This is a genomic window from Rathayibacter sp. AY1A2 (assembly GCF_002930935.1).
Taxonomy (GTDB): Bacteria; Actinomycetota; Actinomycetes; order Actinomycetales; family Microbacteriaceae; genus Rathayibacter.
Genome location: NZ_PSTP01000003.1, coordinates 111,405 through 129,161 on the forward strand (window position 1 = coordinate 111,405; position 17,757 = coordinate 129,161).

The following is a 17,757-nucleotide window of genomic DNA, read 5'->3' on the forward strand; positions in this document are numbered from 1 at the left end:
CTGCCCTGCGCCACTCCGACGAGACGACGGGTCAGCATCGCGCGAGGGATGCTGGGACGCTCCCGGTTGCCCAACCGCCCGGGCGACCACGAGACTTCCTGTCATGAGTCACTTCTACGACGTCGATGTCTACCGCCACGTTGACGAGGAGGACGGCGGGGTGTGGTGGAACGCTGAGGCTGGACTCGAGAACAGCAGCGTCGGTGTGGAGCACGAGTCTTCTCAGGACGTACGCGAGATCCTCAACGGAGTTCACGACGACACGATCGAATATCGCCGGAGGTGGCCTGACCTGCGGGTGCGGCTCTTCGAGGGCGACGGACAGCCGGCCACGGAGTTCCGTGCTGCATTGCAAGCAGCGGAGATCACCCTGCCTAAGTGGGTCGCTCCCTAGGCCGGACGCATGTGTGGTCGGTTCGTCGTCAAGGACTCTACGGTGGCTCTGCTGCCGGATCACGTCTCCGCCGACTTCGAGGGTTTGCGACCGAACTACAACGTGGCACCAACGAATCCCGTGACTGTCGTGCGTGAGCGCGACGGGGAGCGGTCGGCGCCGACGATGCACTGGGGGGTTCGTGCCGGTGTGGGCGAGGACTTCACGAAGCAGCGGCCGCAGCCGATCAACGCGCGGATCGAGACGGTCGCGAGCTCGCCCATGTTCCGGAAGGCGTTCGCGACGTCGAACTCACCGTGCCCATGCTGATCCTTCACAGCGCCAGGGATGACTCGGCTCCTATCAACGTCTCGGAAGCACTCCGCGATCGACGTCCTGACCTTGTCCAACTGGAATCCTTTGACGCAGGGCACACGCTTGCATGGAACTCCGACCGGACGCGATGGCGTTCTGCAGTCAGCGCCTGCCCCGCGAAGCAGCTAGTTTCTTGATCCGCAACGGAATGCGAGCGCGATCTGCCAGGGGCAGTGAGCCGGTTCACACCCGGAGAAACCCAACTCAACCGCTGTCTCTCCGGTATCATCGGGAACGTCGACCCCCAACGGGCCGAGATGGAGGACTGATATGACCGAACCGTGGCTGTCAGCTGACGACATCGCTGTCCATCTCGGCGTCACCAAGGACACCGTCTACACCTGGATCGCTGAGAAGGGCATGCCCGCCCACAAGATCGGCCGACTGTGGAAGTTCCAGGCCAGCGAGGTTGACGACTGGGTTCGAGGCGGCGGCGCAGCCGCATCAAATGGTGCTGATACCGACTGATTTACTCTGCGACCTTCATCACCTCCGGCTTCGATGTCGGAGGCTCCACATATCCTGATCCACTGCCCTAAACCGGGAAGGAGGCACCAGTTGGCGATAAGTACCGACGCGCAGGGTCGCTACGCGCTGTCCTTCACGAGCGGGGGCCTCCTAGTTCGTGAGGCTGATGTGGTCGCGTCCGTGTACTTGCGTGAGCGCGACTGGGGGATGGTGCGGCAGGTCGCCATGGACGGGAACCTCCTTCAGGCACGCACGACCTCATCGAGCATGCGCGTGATTCGGGAGACGATCCAGCGGCTCAGCGTCTTGGACGACGCTGAGCTGGAGCTCCTCGCCGATTCGAGTCTCACCGAGCGTTGCCACCTGATGTGGGTGGCGGCGTGCCGCCGGTACGAGCTGATCGGAGACTTCGCTGAGGAGGTCCTCCGTGAGCGGTATCTGTTGCTCACCCCATCGCTCAGTGCTGATCACTTCGATCGGTTCATCACCGGTAAAAATCTCTGGCATCCAGAACTCGATGAGTTGAAGCCATCCACGCGTACCAAGGTGCGCCAGAACATATTCCGGATGCTCCACGAGGCTGGACTGTGCAGCGAAGACGACGACATCCTTCCGGCCGTACTGTCTGAGCGTGTTTATGACGCGCTGGCTGCTCGCACCCCGAGCGATGTTCGATTTCTCCCGACCAATCTGCCGACCGAGGTGCGCCCGCGATGAAGATCACAGCTGAGCGAAATCTCCAAGTAGAGGAGAGTCATGTTTACGATGTACTGCGCAGTCAGCGGTTCTTGAACATGGAGGGCCTTTCCAAAGAAGTCCCGTTCTTCATCTATCATTACCCGCCCGCGTGGGCGCTGGACGTGGAGGCTGCCCGCGACCGCGTGATTACCAAGCTCCGCAGTGATGACGGTCTCACTGTCGTCGACATCAACCTGTACGACCTCGCTATCAAACTCTTGACCGACCGTGGCGTATGGCAACGAATCCTGGACCTTGAGCCAACACAGGACAAGTACGAGTTCCGCGAGACGCTACAGGGAATGCTCGATCCGCATGACCACCTTGCGCCCGCCATCCGCGAGCAGTTGGCCGAGAACCCGAGCGACATGGTCTTCCTCACGGGCATCGGCGAGGTCTTTCCCTTCATCCGCACACATACGGTGCTGGAGAACCTGCAAAGCGTCGTGGTCGGCAAACCGATGCTCGCCTGGTTTCCAGGAACGTACGAATTCACCCAGGCAAGCGGTCACCAGCTCCGCGCCCTCAATCTCAGTGCCCGTGACAGCTATTACCGCGCCAAGGACATTCTGGAACAGGAAGCATGACGATGACCCAAATCAGCGAGATCTTCGCCAAGAACATCCAGCGCCCTATCGAAGGTGTTATCAAGGCCGATGACACTTCTCAGCTCAGCGTTGAGGTTGAGGAGTATGTCCTCACCAATGAGGCCGCTAAAGGTGTTGTGGAGACGCTTGAGGCATACACGAACTACACCAACGCAAACGGCGTGTGGATCTCGGGCTTCTTCGGCTCCGGCAAGTCCCACCTCCTCAAGATGCTCGCCCACCTGCTGGGGGACATCGACGGACATGACTACCCGCGCGGCCAGGTGTCCGAGCATTTCCGAGCAAAGGCCGACGACGCGTTCCTCCCGGCGCTGATCGCCAAGTCCGACAGCATTGCGGCCAAGAGCCTGCTGTTCAATATCGATCAGAAGGCCACCCTGATCAGCAAAGATCAGAACGACGCGCTGTTGAAGGTCTTCGTCAAGATCTTCGACGAGTCCCGCGGATACTACGGAAACCAGGGCCACATCGCTCGCTTCGAGCGAGACCTCGATGGTCGCGGGCAGTACAACGTGTTCAAGGACGCATTCGAACGTCTCGCAGGTATCCCATGGTCGCAAGGTCGTGAGCAGAGCGCCCTGGAAGCGGGAAACATTGACAAAGCGTTTGCTGAAGTCAACGGAAGCGCAAGCCCCGGGATCATCCGTCAGTACAGCATGTCGTACTCAGTGTCGATCGAGGATTTCGCTGATGAGGTTGCGGGCTGGCTCGCGCAGCAGCCTGACGGGTTCCGCCTCAATTTCTTCGTCGACGAGGTCGGCCAGTTCATCGGCAACAACACACAGCTGATGCTGAATCTCCAGACGATCGCTGAGTCATTGGCCACCAAGTGCAAGGGCCGTTCTTGGATCTTCGTGACTTCGCAGGAAGACATGGAGAAGGTCGGCGGCGACCGCACCAAGCGCCAGGCGAATGACTTCTCCAAGATTCAGGCCCGCTTCGCGAACCGTCTCAAGCTCACGAGCCAGGATGTTGAGGAAGTCATCCGCAAGCGTCTCCTCGCCAAGAACGATGCAGGTGGGGCGCAGGTCGCCGAGATCTACGCGGCGGAGCACGCAAACTTCAAGACTCTGTTCGACTTCGTCGATGGGGGGCGCTATCCGAACTACCGCGACGAAGAGCACTTTGTCGGCGCATACCCATTCGTGAGCTACCAGTTCCCCCTGTTTCAAGCCGCGATCGAGGGAATTTCGGATCACAACATCTTCGAAGGCCGCAACAGCTCAGTCGGTGAGCGGTCGATGCTCGGCGTCGTGCAGGAGGTCGCGAGTGCGCTTGCCGACAAGCCATTAGGGCAGCTTGCCTCGTTTGACCAGATGTTCGCGGGCATCCGGGCATCACTGAAGTCAGCAAACCAACGCGCGATTTTGAACGCCGAAAGCAGCGGCAAACTTAGCGAGCTAGCGATCCGACTACTCAAGGCGCTCTTCCTCGTCAAGTACGTCGACGGCTTTAAGGCGTCGCCTCGCAACCTCACCGTGCTGGTCTACGACCACTTCGGCACCGATTTGACGGCTCTGTCGAAGGACGTGATCGAGGCGCTCGCGGCGCTGGAGGTTCAGACCTACATTCAGCGCAACGGCGATGTGTACGACTACCTCACCAATGAAGAGCAGAAGATCGAGCAGGAGATCAAGAACGTCGACATCGACTCTTCTGAGGTGTCAAAGAAGCTCTCGGATCTACTCACCCAGTCCGTCGTGAAAATGACAAAGGTCGTCTATTCGAAGAACGGTCAGAACTTCCCGATCGGGTACAAGCTCGATGGTCAATCGATGAGCAAGCAGCACGAGCTGGCCTTGCACTTCACGAGTCCCGATACGGAGTTCAGCTTGGAGCAGATCAAGGCGCACAGCGCCGGGCTCGACGAGCTGCGGGTCGTGCTTCCGGGCGACAGCGAGCGCATCCTCGCAGACCTGCGTCTCCAGCTGAAGACCGAGAAGTACATCAAGCGCGCGCACGGCAGCAGCCGCACCGCTATCGAGCAGACCATTCTGCAGGCCAAAGGCACCCAGAACGCCGAGCGCGAGAAGGAAATCGTCGAACGCCTCCGCGCCGCCGTCGGACGCGCAACCCTTGTCCACAACGCAGGGGTTCTCGACGTGTCAGCAACCGAGCCGGTGGGCCGGATCAGCGACGGGTTCCAACGGGTGATCGCCGCGACGTACACGAACCTTGCCCTGCTGGGCGGCAAGACGTTTAGCGAGCAACAACTCTCAACACTGGTCAATCCGCCCGACGGAGGGCTCATCGACGATGTGGCGAGCCTGCTCACAGTGCCCGGTGAAGATGTGCTCGGCCACTTGGAGATGCGCGGTAAGCGCCATGAGCAGGTCACGATGAAGCACCTGCTTGAGAAGTACACGACCAAGCCCTACGGCTGGGATCAGTGGTCGGTCGCAGCGGCCGTCGCCCACCTCGCTGGCGGGTCCAAAATTGAGATCACGCTCAACGGCAAGCTACTCAAGCGCACCGAGATCACGGGCGTGCTACGCAACACCCAGAGCTACCCGAACATGGTCATCGCGCCACAGCGGGTGTTTGACCAGAAGACGGTCACCGCGTTCCGCAAATTCGTCGTCGACTTCACCGACGAGGGGGCGATTTCGAAGGACCCGCTGGAACTTGCTCGCACCGGCAAAGAACTCCTCGACAAGAAGCTCGCCGAACTCCAGGGGCTCACCACCGGTTCGCGCTATCCCTTTATCGACCAACTCGACGGACCAGTTAGGTTGCTCACCGAACTGTGCGACCACACGGCCGAATGGTTCATCACCGAGTTCCCTGGGGCGGACGAGCTACTCGATGCCAAGGACAGCGTAATTGACCCGATCAAGCAGTTCCTCAACGGCGCCCAGCGAAGAATCTATGACAGCGCCACGACGTTCATGCAGGCTAACCAGTCGAACATCGGCTACCTGACCGTAGGGACGACGGATCCTGTCGCGCTGCTGCTCGAAGACCCCAAGGTCTTCCGTGGCGCCAAGATCAGCCAACTCGGCACCGCGGTCTGGGCGCTCGAAGGCCAGATCGCCGCCATCGTTGACGGGCAACGAGCAGAAGCAGCAGATGACATCAACGCACGCTGGGAACAGGTGCCCGCTAGCAAGGCGTTCTTGGACGCATCCGACGCTGCGCAGCGATCGGTCACAAGTAAGGCGCACGCCGTACTTGCCCGGGTGCAACGTGAGACACAAATCCCGGTCATTCGGAATGTTGCAGCCACGTTCGCGGACACGACCTATCCGGAGATCCTGGACGAACTCGTCGCCGCAGCACCTGCGCAGGAACTGCCAGAAACACCCGGCGCGGGCGCGGGTACCCACCCCGCACCGGCGCCAGCCCCATCGAAGCAAACCATCGCAATCAAGCGCCTTGCACTGCCGGGAGCCGGCCGGGTGTTGGAGAACGCGGACGACGTCGATCGCTATCTCGACCAGCTCCGCGAGACATTGCTCTCCACGATCAACGACAACAAGCGCATCGCGCTCTAGGAGAGATACATGGACACCAAACCCTTAGAGCGCTTCGCCAGTTGGGCCCGTCGCGAACTCATCAACGCGGTCGACGCACAAACAACCGCCGTGCTCGCCGTCGGATCGATCGCGCGTAGCGAGCGAGCCGAAATCGTCAAGAAGCTCGAAGCCGAGATCGGACGCCACGGCCGCCAGAATATTGTCGACAAGGTCGCCTACATCTGGTTCAACCGCATCGTTGCACTGCGCTTCATGGATGCCCGCGGCTATACCGACGCCGGGGTCGTCTCACCCGCCCAGGGGCAAGCGCACGGGCAACCTGAGATCCTCTCCGATGCCAAGCGTGGCAACCTTGACACCGATGTTGTGACGAACAGCCGCACGGCCAACGCGATCATCGGCCTTCTCGACGGGACTCGTCGAAGCACCGACGTCGAGGGCGAGGCATATGCGCTGCTTCTGACCGAGTACTGCCGGCACTGGCATATGTCGATGCCGTTCATGTTCGAGCGCGAGGGCGACTATACCGAGCTACTCGTGCCGGCGAACCTCCTCGCCGATGGTGCGATACTCTCACGCGCCCGGGAGGTACTGACTGAGGATGTCTGCGATGACGTTGAGGTAATCGGTTGGCTCTACCAGTTCTACATATCCGAACGGAAAGACCAGGTCCTCGCTGGGTTTAAGAAGGATCAGAAGGCTGGGGCCGAAGAGATCGCGGCGGCAACCCAGCTATTTACGCCGCATTGGATTGTCCGCTACCTCGTCGAGAACTCCTTGGGCCGCTTGTGGATGCTTAATCGGCCCGGGTCACGGCTCATTGACTTGATGGAGTACTACGTTCCCCCCGTCGATGAGCCGTCTGACTTTGCCAAGATCGAAAGACCCGAAGAGCTGTCCATAATCGACCCGGCTTCCGGCTCCGGGCACATGCTCACCTACGCATTCGACTTGCTCTACGCGATCTATGAGGAGGAGGGCCACTCGCCCTCCTCCATCCCAGGACTAATCCTTACCCACAACCTCCATGGCACCGAGATCGACCCGCGGGCCGGATCTCTCGCAGCGTTCGCGCTCACGATGAAGGCTCGCGCCAAACAGCGGACCTTTTTCAATAGACAGATCAGGCCCAACATCTGCGTGATCGAGCCCGTTGTATTCGAGCAGGAGGAGCTGGACTTCCTCGTGAGCGGCGCGGGTGACACTCATGAGGAAGAGACCTTTTGGAACCAGTTTGCAGAGGCTGACCTTTTCGGGTCGTTGATTCAGCCGGACCCGACGGTGACGTACCGCCTGGCTCGGCACCACGAGACACTCGACCGCGACGACGACCTACTGAAGTCCGACATCATCGAGACTGCTGGCCAAGTTGTTCGCCAAGCCGAATTCCTAGCCCGAAAGTATTCAGTAGTCATCGCCAACCCTCCCTACCTCGGGACCAAAAATATGGGTGGCCGTTTGGCCGAGTGGCTGTCCAAAGAGTTTCCGGATGTGAAGCAGGATCTATACGGCTGCTTCATTCGCAGAGCGACCAACCTAGTCACTTCCGGAGGGATGGTCGCTGAAGTCGTTGGCGACACGTGGTTGACCATCTCCACGTTCGGTGGCCTACGAAAGTTCATTGTCGAGTCCTGCCGCCTGCATACTCTTCTTCACATCCACGACGTCTCAAATCATTCCGATGTCTTCGGGGCGAACACTGCGCTGGTAATTTCTCCAGGACGGACGGACTCAGCTTCGGATTTTCAGTACGTTGACGCTCTCAGTGAAGACGCAAAGATCTCGCAGTTCCGTGAAGCCGTCCGGGAAGAAGGTAGCTCTCGGCGGTTCGTCGTAGATGCTCGCGATTTCTCACGGATCTCAGGAATGCCTTTCGCCTATCGTCTGCCGGAGGAGATCAGACATGTCTTCATGGGGGGCAAGGTTTTGGCCGACGTCGCAGACGTGCGAAAGGGAATTTCAACAGGCGACGTCGGCTTGTTTCTCCGTTTTTGGTTTGAGGTTTCGCGATCTGCCTCGGCCCTTCCGTCGGGCGATAAGTCACTAACCTCTGACGCGACGCGAAGGTGGGTCGCGTACAACAAGGGCGGGGAGTTTCGTCGATGGTTTGGCAATCAGTTGCACGTTGTCGACTGGGCCGACGGGGGAAGGCAACTAATTTCGTCGCCCAAGGCCGTCATTCGAAACCTTTCCTATCAAGGACGAGAGAGCCTGGGGTGGACTGCGGTCTCGAGTGGCCGTCCCTCGTTTCGGTTCTTTCCACAGGGATTCCACTTCGATGGCGCTGGCCCCTCGATTTTTCCTAACGTAGGACAATCGCCGTACGAATTGCTCGGGATTCTAAACTCGACAGTGTCCCAGAGAGTTTTGGCCGTGGTCGCGCCCACTCTTAATTTTGAAGTTGGTATCGTTGCGGGCCTTCCAGTTCCGGGAAACGCTCTTGACAGCACCGTCGATGGGCTAGTCCGACAGCTCGTGGAAGAAGCGAAATCGGAATGGGATGAGAGCGAACTTTCGTGGGGTTTCAGACAGAGTCCCCTGCTCCGCTGGCCAACAGAATCCCTGAGGCATGCGGTTGAAGGGTTCTTCCGCGCATCTCAAACTAGGGCTGGACAGATGGCCCTTCTCTCTCAGAAAGTAGACATGGAGGTCAATTCCGCGTTCGGCGTTTCTCATACTTTGACATCCGACGTCAGGGACGGAGAATCTCCTGCTGACCTGCAGACAACCGTTATCGAATTCGTCGCCTACGCGGTTGGCTGCATGTTCGGCCGATTCAGTATCGACGAGCCGGGCCTGATCCTGGCGGATCAAGGCGCGACGTTGCAGGACTACCTCGCGAGAGTACCCGCACCGTCCTTCATGCCTGACGCGGACAACGTGATCCCGTTCGTTGATGACGGTTGGTTCGAGGACGACATCGTGGAGCGGTTCCGTCAGTTCCTCCGTGCCGCGTTTGGAGAGGATCACTTCGAGGAGAACCTGCGGTTCGTCGAGGAGTCGCTGGGAGTGAAGGCCTTGCGTGATTACTTCATCACGAAGGCAGGCAAGTCGAAGTTCTACTACGACCACGTGCAGCGTTACAAGAAGCGCCCAATCTACTGGATGTTCTCCAGCCCGAAAGGGTCCTTCAATGCGCTGATTTACATGCACCGTTACACACCGTCGACGGTGTCGACGGTGCTGAATGAGTACCTGCGGGAGTATCGCGCCAAATTGGAAGTTGCGCTAGCCCATGCTGAGCAAGCTGCGGCGGGCGGTGGGTCGGCGAAGGAACAGAAAGAAGCCGACCGACTTCGCAAGGTGCTCGTGGAGCTGGCGGAGTACGAGCACGACGTGCTCTATCCGCTGGCAACGAAGCAGATCGTGATCGACCTTGACGACGGCGTGAAGGCGAACTACCCGAAGTTCTACCCAGCGCTGAAGAATATTTCTGGGCTGGAGGCTACAGAGTGAGCAAAGTGCCTTCGATCAAAGAGCACCTTACCGCGCGGTTCGACCGCCAAAGGCTGGTGATCTGGCGCGACCCCGACGGCATTTACGCCGATGACCTCGACGTGCAGACTCCGCCCGACGTGACAGCGTTGCGCATCGCGGGCGACGAGTTTGCGATTAAGTACCGGGTTCTGCGGGAAGAGATTTCAGCGAAGTTCTTGCTCTATCGCCCTGGTGTCGTGCCCGAGGGGGCAGACAACTGGTTGCTCGACTTGGAGTTGGCATACGGCACCTTTAGCGCCGACCGAGCTGCGCTGATGCGAGCAGATCTCGGTATCACCGCTCCCGGTGCCGACCAGCTGATCGCTGCGCACAAAACGTTTTTCGGCAATGCCAAGTCGGTAGCGAAGCTCAAAGCCCTGCTCCGCGACGGAGATGACCTTGTCACGGTGCAGGCCATGATGTGCGCCGCCCTGCTCGGACAAAAGGAACACAGCTTCTCGGAACTCACCCGCACACTGCTGATCCAGCACGCGAGCGACGAGGCTTCCGGCTACGACGCGCTCGTCGAGCAGGATCTGGCCAACTTCTACTGGGGTGGAGCGGAGAAGATCTACGGCTTCGAATCTGATTCGCCGAGCATTGCCCGTTTTGTGCTCTGGATGTTCAAGCATGCCAAGGGTGGTTTCGCCGCGTCGACGTCGAACGCGGCACGCAACCTCGAGATCGACTTCCGCAGTTTCCGCGACAACCGACAGAGCACCCACGCGTTGAAGACGCTTGCCAAGCATGCTGAGAAGGACCTTGATTACGCTGACGAAGCATCCTCGGCGTCGCTGAGTGATCTTGTCGCCACGGACACATTTGATGCGGGCGAGAAGGAGATCATCCGTCGATTGATCGGCGGAATCTCTGCCCAGACGATGTCAGCTCGGGACCTCGCCGAGACGATTCGAACTCGACGCCGCGACAGCGTGTGGTTCGAAGACTACGCAACGCTGTATGCCGCGCTCAGCGCTGCTGCGGAGCTGATCCCGGTGATCAGGTCCGCCCGGCTCGACGTGTCCAGCTTCGATGAGGGAATTACTCGATACCGCGATGACCTCTATCGAATTGACCAGCTGTACCGCCAGTACACGTACGCGGCGCAAACGGCGGAGTTCAAGCAGCCGCTCGAGATGCTCACCGAGCAGGTCGAGAACGCCTACGTCACCGACTTCCTGTTCAAGCTAGGCACGAGTTGGCAGAGCCAGGTAGATCTTGTGGAGCGGTGGAGGACGCCATCGGTAACCTCGCAGAGTTCGTTCTACAGCCAGTACGTCGCGCCGATCGTGCGCGGCGGGCGGAAGAAGGCCGTCGTGGTGATCTCGGATGCAGTGCGGTACGAGGTCGCCCACGAGCTGCACTCACGCATTCGTGGTGAGAACAAGTTCGAAGCCGAGATCGAGGCGATGATCGGAGTGCTCCCGAGCTATACCCAGCTTGGGATGGCATCGCTGCTGCCGCACAAGACGCTCGCGCACTCAGAGAACGGTGACCCGGTACTGGTCGATGGCCAGCGCTCGGACGGCACGAACAACCGGAGCAAGATACTCGCTGCCGTTGGTGGAACCGCCATCCAGGCCAAGGACTTCTTGAAGATGAAGCCCGCTGAACGGCGTGACCTCTACGGGGCGAACCAGGTGCTCTACGTTTACCACGACACCATCGATGCGACTGGTGACAAGGCGGTCTCCGAGCACCGTACGTTCAAGGCCGCCGCCGATGCGATTGAGGAACTCGTCGGGATCGTGAAAGCGCTCGCCAGCGCGAACGCGACGAACGTCTTTGTCACGGCCGACCATGGGTTCCTCTACCAAGAGAGCAAACTGCCACCGCAGTTCAACCTCACCGTCAAGCCGCAGGGCGACGCAATTTTGGTCGAGAACCGTCGCTATGTGCTTGGGCGTGGACTCAAGGATGACCCGGCGTTCCGAAAGTTCCTGCCAGAGCAAATTGGACTCGCAAGTGATCTTGAGGTTCAGATCCCGAACTCGATCTGCCGGATCATCAAGCCTGGTGCTGGGTTTCAGTTCGTGCACGGCGGTGCCTCGTTGCAGGAAATCGTAATCCCGGTGATCACGATTAACAAGGGTCGCTCCGACACGGTCGAGCCTGTCAACGTCGACATCCACCCCGAGACCGACAAGATCACGACCGGGCAGGTCGTGGTCAAGCTGTACCAGACGATGCCGGTTGCAGATCAGCGCACTGCCCGGAAGCTGCGGGCAGGCCTCTACTTCGGTGACATGCTGATCTCGAACCAGCCGGAGCTGCTCTTCGATACCGAGAGCGCGGAGGGGCGCGACCGATTCCAGAGCGTGCGACTGCTGCTGAGCAAAGATGCCGAAGCGGCCAACAACAAGGCTGTGGAGTTCCGTTTGGAGCAGCCAATCTCCGACACCGGGGCCTGGAAGAAATACAAGAGCGCGCCGTACACAATCAAGCGTTCCTTCACCTCAGACTTCGACTTCTAAGGACTGCTGATGAGCGACGATACTGACTTTTCCCAAGCGGCGTCCGCCGAGGAGCCGTTCGCAGCTGGAGGCCCCGACGGTCGTGCGCAGCCGAGTGAGCTTGATCACAAAATCAACGAGCACTTCGCCGGGGCAGTGGTTCGCAAGGACCTCGTAAAAGCGGTCAAGGGCAACGCAATCGTTCCGTCCTATGTGTTGGAGTACCTGCTCGGCCAGTACGCGGCATCCGACGACGAGGCGACGATCCAAGCGGGTATCGACCGCGTCCGCGTTATCCTCGCCCAGCACTATGTGCATCGCAACGAGTCGGAACTGGTCAAGTCAAAGATCAAGGAACGCGGGCGCTACCGAGTCATCGACAAGGTCAGCGTCACACTGAATGAGAAGGACGACGTCTACCAAGCCTCGTTCGCAAACCTTGGGATCAGTAGCGTGGTCGTCGATTCGGCCACTGTCAACGCGCACCAGAAGATGCTCGTCGGCGGAGTCTGGTGCCTGTGCGACGTTGAGTACTTCCACTCCGATGATGCACGGGTCTCGCCCTGGATCCTCGGATCACTCAAACCAATCCAGATGTCGAACTTCGACTATCACGGCTACCTTGCCGCGCGAGCCAAGTTCACCACCGGCGAGTGGATCGACCTACTGATCCAGTCGATCGGATTCAACCCCGAGATGTTCGGTCGTCGTGCGAAGCTGCTGCAACTGGTTCGCTTGATCCCGTTCGTCGAGCGAAATTACAACCTTGTCGAGCTGGGTCCCAAGGGCACTGGCAAGTCGCACATCTACTCGGAGTTCTCGCCGCACGGCATGCTGATCTCAGGTGGCGAGGTGACCGTTCCGAAGTTGTTCGTGAACAACGCGAACGGACGGCTCGGTCTTGTGGGTTACTGGGATGTAGTTGCATTCGATGAGTTTGCGGGCAAGAAGAAGCGCACCGACAAGGCGATCGTCGACATCATGAAGAACTACATGGCGAACAAGTCGTTCTCTCGCGGCGTCGAGACACTGGGTGCGGAGGCCTCGATGGTGTTCATTGGCAACACCTCGCACACCGTCCCGTACATGCTCAAAAATTCAGACCTGTTCGACGAGCTGCCCGAGAGCTACCATGACCCCGCTTTCCTTGACCGGCTGCACTTTTACATCCCTGGCTGGGAAGTCGACACGATCCGCAGCGAAATGTTCTCGGACGGCTATGGATTCGTTGTCGACTACATCGCCGAGGTACTGAAGTCGATGCGCAATCTCGACTACTCGGATCGCTACCAACAGCACTTCACCTTAGGGTCGGACATTTCGACCCGCGATCGCGATGGCATTCACAAGACCTTCTCTGGACTGATGAAACTGCTCTATCCTCACGAGCAGGCCACGGCCGAGCAGATCGAGGAGATCCTGCGTTTTGCTATTGAGGGGCGAAAGCGCGTAAAGGATCAGATCCTCCGGATCGACGCCACGATGACGGCCGTGAAATTCGGCTACAGTTCGCTCGACGGGGGCTGGTCGGCGGTTACGACGCTTGAGGAAGACGAGTACCCGTTGCATTACCACCGAGGTGGCTTAGTAGCTCCTGCTGGCGCGGCATCGGCCGCGGCTGATGTGCTGATGGTGTCCACCGCGTCGGCGTCTTCCGTCCCCACACTCGTTCCCGAATCCGTTCGGTCAGAACTGTTCCAGGGGCAGCGGGACTTCGTCGAGAACCAGCGGGGCATTTCCTACGAGGCATTGCTCATGCCGTATCTGCAGGGCGCAACCGAGATTGAACTGCACGATCCCTACATACGACTGGGGCACCAGGGGCGCAATCTCGTTGAGCTGCTCGCGATGATCGCCGTGGCGAAAGACCCGGCCGACGAAGTGATCTTCAACCTGTTCACTGTGCTTGACGAAGATCCCGAGTATCAGCCAAAGCAGCTCCGGATGCTCAACGACATCGTGCAGGGCGCCGCACAGCAAGGTATCAAGGTGAACGTGGCGAAGGATCCCGGCGGTCACGACCGTTGGATCCGAACCGACACGGACTGGCGTATCAACCTCGGCCGAGGCCTAGACATCTTCCAGAAGTCCGACGGTGGATGGTTCGACTTCGGCACCAGCCGCCAGGAATTCCGGCAGGTGCGTGCGTTCGGCGTCACGTACATCCGTGAACGGAGTCAGCAATGACGCAGGTTCGAATAAACGGGATTGAGCACCAGCCGACGGGGGATACCCGCGCACAACGCCTGGGAACGGCTCCTCGAGAGCGGCGACTAGATATCCTGCGACCGTACGTGGCCCCGTTCTGCTTGGCGCCCCGATAGAGAGATGCGGTTGCGGATGTTCCTACGTTCTACGGGTCACGTCGTGCTTAGCCCCAGCGATCTCAGTTCTGCATCCGTCTGCGAGTTCTCGTTTCTGCGTGCCCTCGATGTGAAGTTGGGCCGCGCAGAACCGCTGTCGGTTGCCGTCGACCCGATGTATGAGCGGACGTCTGAGCTCGGAGACGACCACGAGGATCGCACCCTGAAGGCATACCGGGCCCGATTCGACGACGGAGTGGTGGAGGTAGAGAAGCCGGAGGTGCGGGATGAGGGAGCCGTCGAGGCCGCCGCCGCGGCGACGGTCCAGGCGTTCGCCAGGAATGCTGATGTGGTCTTCCAGGCCACGTTCACTGATGTTGCCTTCGTGGGTTTCGCGGACTTTATCGTCCGCTCGGCTGCCGGTAGTTACCGCGTTCAGGACACGAAGCTCGCCCGCTCAGCGAAGGTGACGGCGTTGCTCCAGTTGGCCGCGTACGCGGACCAGCTGAAGCGAGTCGGAGTTCCGGTCGACGACGAGGTCGACCTCCTTCTCGGGGACGGCACGACCAGCACCCACCAGGTGGTGGACATCCTGCCCGTGTACCGGAAGCGCCGAGCGCGTCTTGAAGCGATTGTCGAGCAGCGGATGAGCGAGAAGGACCCGCTCCAATGGGGAGACGAACGGTTCTCGATTTGTGAGCAGTGCGACGCCTGCAAGAGCGAGATCGCAGCTGCCCGCGACGTCCTGCTGGTTGCGGGCCTGCGCGTGCTGCAGCGAGAGCGCCTGCAGAACGCTGGAATCAGCACCATCGACGGGCTCGCCACTTCCACGCACCCGGTAGACGGGATCGGTGCTGAGACCCTCGTCAATCTCCGCAGTCAGGCCAGGCCGCAGATCACGGCGACCGGAACCATACCCCCCGTGGATGTTCACACTCCGTCGGCTTTCGAAGCGCTGCCGGCACCATCCGCAGGGGACATCTTTTTCGACTTCGAGGGTGACCCGCTCTACTCCGAAGGCGGAGGTGCTCGGTGGGGGTTGGACTACCTGTTCGGCTACGTCGACCGTTCCGAAATGTTCACTGCCTACTGGGCGCATTCCTTCTCCGAAGAGCGCGAAGCCCTGCGACTCTTCCTCGCGGACGTCGCGGAGCGTCGACGGCGTGACCCGTCGATGCACGTCTACCACTACGCGTCCTACGAACGAACTCACCTCGCGTCGCTGGCCGCTCGACATGACCTCGGTGTTGAGCAGGTTGATCAGATGCTGCGGGAGGGAGTGCTCGTCGACCTGTATCCGATCGTTCGTCAGAGCATCCGGATCGGCTCGCCGTCGTACTCGATCAAGAAACTCGAACCTCTTTACATGGGTGATGAGCTCCGCGACGGTGACGTCACGAACGCGGCGGCCTCGATCGTCGAGTATGCCCTCGCCCGCGACCTGATCGACCACGGCAAGGTCGATGCAGGGAGGGCGAAGCTTGCGGCTATCGCCGACTACAACCGTTACGACTGCGTCTCGACCTTGCGCCTGCACCGCTGGCTGCTCGGTCACGCCGCCGACGCCGGGGTCTCCTTGACCGGTGTTGGGGCGCAGCGGGAGGGAAAGGACGACAGACCCGCTTCGGAGCTTCACGTGGAACTGATGCGCCTCGCGGGTGATCCGTTGAACCCCGAGCGGTCTGCTAATCAGACCGCGCTGGCGTTCGCGGCCGCAGCGCTCGACTTCCACGACCGGGAGCACACGAACTTCTGGTGGGAGCACTTCTGGCGACTGGAGTACCCGATCGATGAATGGGACGACCAGAAGGGCGTCCTCCGCGTTGACCGCGCAGAGGTTCTCCGGGACTGGTACCGGGAGGGACGACAGAAGAACTATCGGCGCCTTCTCCGCCTGCATGGGACCCTCGCCGCAGGCGGTGCTCTGGAACCGAACGCCAGCGTGAAGCCGTTCCTCGTCTACGACTTCGACGCGTCAATTTCAGGGCCGAAGGACCGCGACGACCAGCGGCATGCGCATGAAGTTCCCGTCGCCACGGGATACAACGGCGCGTTCGTCGAGATCGAGGAGTCCCAGCCGAAGGACGTTGAGATGTTCGACGACCTCCCCCTTGCTGTCACTCCGGCGAAACCTCCGCCCGCCCTTGAGCAGCAGGTAGCCATTACGGAGTGGGCGCAGCGTCTTGTCGACTCGTACCCCGACTGGCCCCGCGACCCCGTCGCGGATCTGCTCCGCCGGGTGCCGCCGCGCACGCGCTCCAGCGCTCTCGCGGCCAACCACGGTGACACCATCGCTGCGGTCACCGCCAGCGTGCTCGACCTCGACGACTCGTACTTGGCCGTGCAGGGACCGCCCGGAACGGGTAAGACCTATCTCGGATCGCGGGTGATCGCGGCTCTCGTCCTCGAGCACGGCTGGAAGATCGGCGTCGTCGCGCAGTCCCACAAGGTCGTCGACAATCTCCTCACCGAGATCGTCGCCGCCAGCGTCCCCGCGCAGCAGGTGGGGAAGAAGGCGTCACCCGGTGACACTCCTGACGTTTACGTCGCCGTTCCCCCGAAAGCCTTTCCCGCGTTCGTGGCCGAGAACGCGGGTGGCTTCGTCCTCGGCGGAACAGCATGGGACTTCGCGAACGCGTCGCGCATCGCCCGGCGCAGCCTGGATCTTCTCGTCATCGACGAAGCCGGGCAATTCTCGCTCGCGTCCACCGTCGCCTCCGCGGTCGGTGCGCGCAACCTGCTGCTGCTCGGCGATCCCCAGCAGCTCCCGCAGGTGAGCCAGGGCATTCACCCGGAGCCCATCGATCAATCAGCACTTGGCTGGGTCAGCGCCGGCCACGACGTTCTTCCCCCAGAGCTCGGGTACTTCCTGGCTGAGAGCAGGCGCATGCATCCCGCCGTCGCCGCGTCAGTCTCCGCACTGTCCTACAACAACGAACTTCACGCGCATGCGAGCACCTCGGAGAGATCACTCGACGGTGCCGCCCCTGGGCTGCATGCGAGGCCGGTGCGCCACTCCGGCAACTCCACCTCCTCCGCAGAAGAAGCTGCCCTCGTTGTGGAGATCGTGCAGGAGCACCTCGGTATGCCCTGGCACGACCAGGCTGCCGGTCGCACCAGCTCGACTCTCGGCGAGACGGACTTCATCGTCGTCACCCCCTACAACGCGCAAGTCCAGGAACTCCGGTCAGCTCTCGACGCTGCCGGCCTGTCGCGTGTTCGCGTGGGGACGGTGGACAAGTTTCAGGGCCAAGAGGCGGTGATCTCGATCGTGTCTCTTGCAGCTTCATCGCCCGTCGACGTCCCCCGCGGCATGCAGTTCCTCATCCAACAAAACCGGCTCAACGTCGCTGTCTCGCGTGCGCAGTGGGCGTGTTTCTTGCTCTACTCCCCCGACCTCCTCGAAGGGCTGCCCAGCACGCCCGCCGGCGTCGCGGAACTGAGCCGCTTCATCGGCCTCGTCGACCCGTCCTGACCGCTACAGGG

10 protein-coding genes are annotated in these 17,757 nt (G+C 60.6%); all 10 read left to right on the forward strand.

Features of this window, described 5'->3' with window-relative positions:
• Nucleotides 1-103: 103 nt before the first annotated feature.
• The 10 genes from C5B93_RS04540 to C5B93_RS04590 all read left to right on the forward strand — a co-directional run bounded on the left by C5B93_RS04540 (nt 104) and on the right by C5B93_RS04590 (nt 17,746).
• Nucleotides 104-394 (forward strand): hypothetical protein, encoded by a 291-nt coding sequence (locus tag C5B93_RS04540; RefSeq protein WP_104291913.1) that lies wholly within the window; start codon nt 104-106, stop codon nt 392-394.
• 42 nt (nt 395-436) lie between these two features.
• Complete coding sequence (locus C5B93_RS04545) at nt 437-703, forward strand: SOS response-associated peptidase (RefSeq protein WP_258068130.1); 267 nt, start codon at nt 437-439, stop codon at nt 701-703.
• A gap of 315 nt (nt 704-1,018) precedes the next feature.
• A complete protein-coding gene (locus C5B93_RS04555) occupies nt 1,019-1,216 on the forward strand; it encodes a helix-turn-helix domain-containing protein (RefSeq protein WP_104291915.1) in 198 nt (65 codons plus the stop codon).
• A 90-nt stretch (nt 1,217-1,306) separates the two neighbouring features.
• Complete coding sequence (locus C5B93_RS04560) at nt 1,307-1,933, forward strand: DUF1819 family protein (protein WP_258068131.1); 627 nt, start codon at nt 1,307-1,309, stop codon at nt 1,931-1,933.
• A complete protein-coding gene (locus tag C5B93_RS04565; protein WP_104291917.1) occupies nt 1,930-2,541 on the forward strand; it encodes a DUF1788 domain-containing protein in 612 nt (203 codons plus the stop codon). The genes C5B93_RS04560 and C5B93_RS04565 overlap by 4 nt, the downstream gene beginning before the upstream one ends.
• 2 nt (nt 2,542-2,543) lie before the next feature.
• A complete protein-coding gene (brxC, locus tag C5B93_RS04570) occupies nt 2,544-6,056 on the forward strand; it encodes a BREX system P-loop protein BrxC (protein ID WP_104291918.1) in 3,513 nt (1,170 codons plus the stop codon).
• Nucleotides 6,057-6,065: 9 nt separating this feature from the next.
• Nucleotides 6,066-9,494: a BREX-1 system adenine-specific DNA-methyltransferase PglX gene (pglX, locus tag C5B93_RS04575; RefSeq protein ID WP_104291919.1), complete on the forward strand. Its 3,429-nt coding sequence runs from the start codon at nt 6,066-6,068 to the stop codon at nt 9,492-9,494.
• Nucleotides 9,491-11,989, forward strand: coding sequence for a BREX-1 system phosphatase PglZ type A (gene pglZ / locus C5B93_RS04580; protein WP_104291920.1), 2,499 nt, complete (start codon nt 9,491-9,493; stop codon nt 11,987-11,989). Before pglX ends, pglZ begins: the two co-directional genes overlap by 4 nt.
• A gap of 9 nt (nt 11,990-11,998) precedes the next feature.
• Nucleotides 11,999-14,155 (forward strand): BREX system Lon protease-like protein BrxL, encoded by a 2,157-nt coding sequence (brxL, locus tag C5B93_RS04585; RefSeq protein ID WP_104291921.1) that lies wholly within the window; start codon nt 11,999-12,001, stop codon nt 14,153-14,155.
• A gap of 180 nt (nt 14,156-14,335) precedes the next feature.
• Nucleotides 14,336-17,746 (forward strand): TM0106 family RecB-like putative nuclease, encoded by a 3,411-nt coding sequence (locus C5B93_RS04590; RefSeq protein WP_308471246.1) that lies wholly within the window; start codon nt 14,336-14,338, stop codon nt 17,744-17,746.
• The last annotated feature ends 11 nt before the right edge of the window (nt 17,747-17,757 follow it).

Bases quoted from the DNA above. Each gene is read 5' to 3' on its own strand.
- C5B93_RS04555 (WP_104291915.1), top strand. From the start codon at position 1,019: ATGACCGAACCGTGGCTGTCAGCTGACGACATCGCTGTCCATCTCGGC.
- brxL (WP_104291921.1), top strand. From the start codon at position 11,999: ATGAGCGACGATACTGACTTTTCCCAAGCGGCGTCCGCCGAGGAGCCG.
- C5B93_RS04540 (WP_104291913.1), top strand. From the start codon at position 104: ATGAGTCACTTCTACGACGTCGATGTCTACCGCCACGTTGACGAGGAG.
- pglX (WP_104291919.1), top strand. From the start codon at position 6,066: ATGGACACCAAACCCTTAGAGCGCTTCGCCAGTTGGGCCCGTCGCGAA.
- brxC (WP_104291918.1), top strand. From the start codon at position 2,544: ATGACCCAAATCAGCGAGATCTTCGCCAAGAACATCCAGCGCCCTATC.
- C5B93_RS04565 (WP_104291917.1), top strand. From the start codon at position 1,930: ATGAAGATCACAGCTGAGCGAAATCTCCAAGTAGAGGAGAGTCATGTT.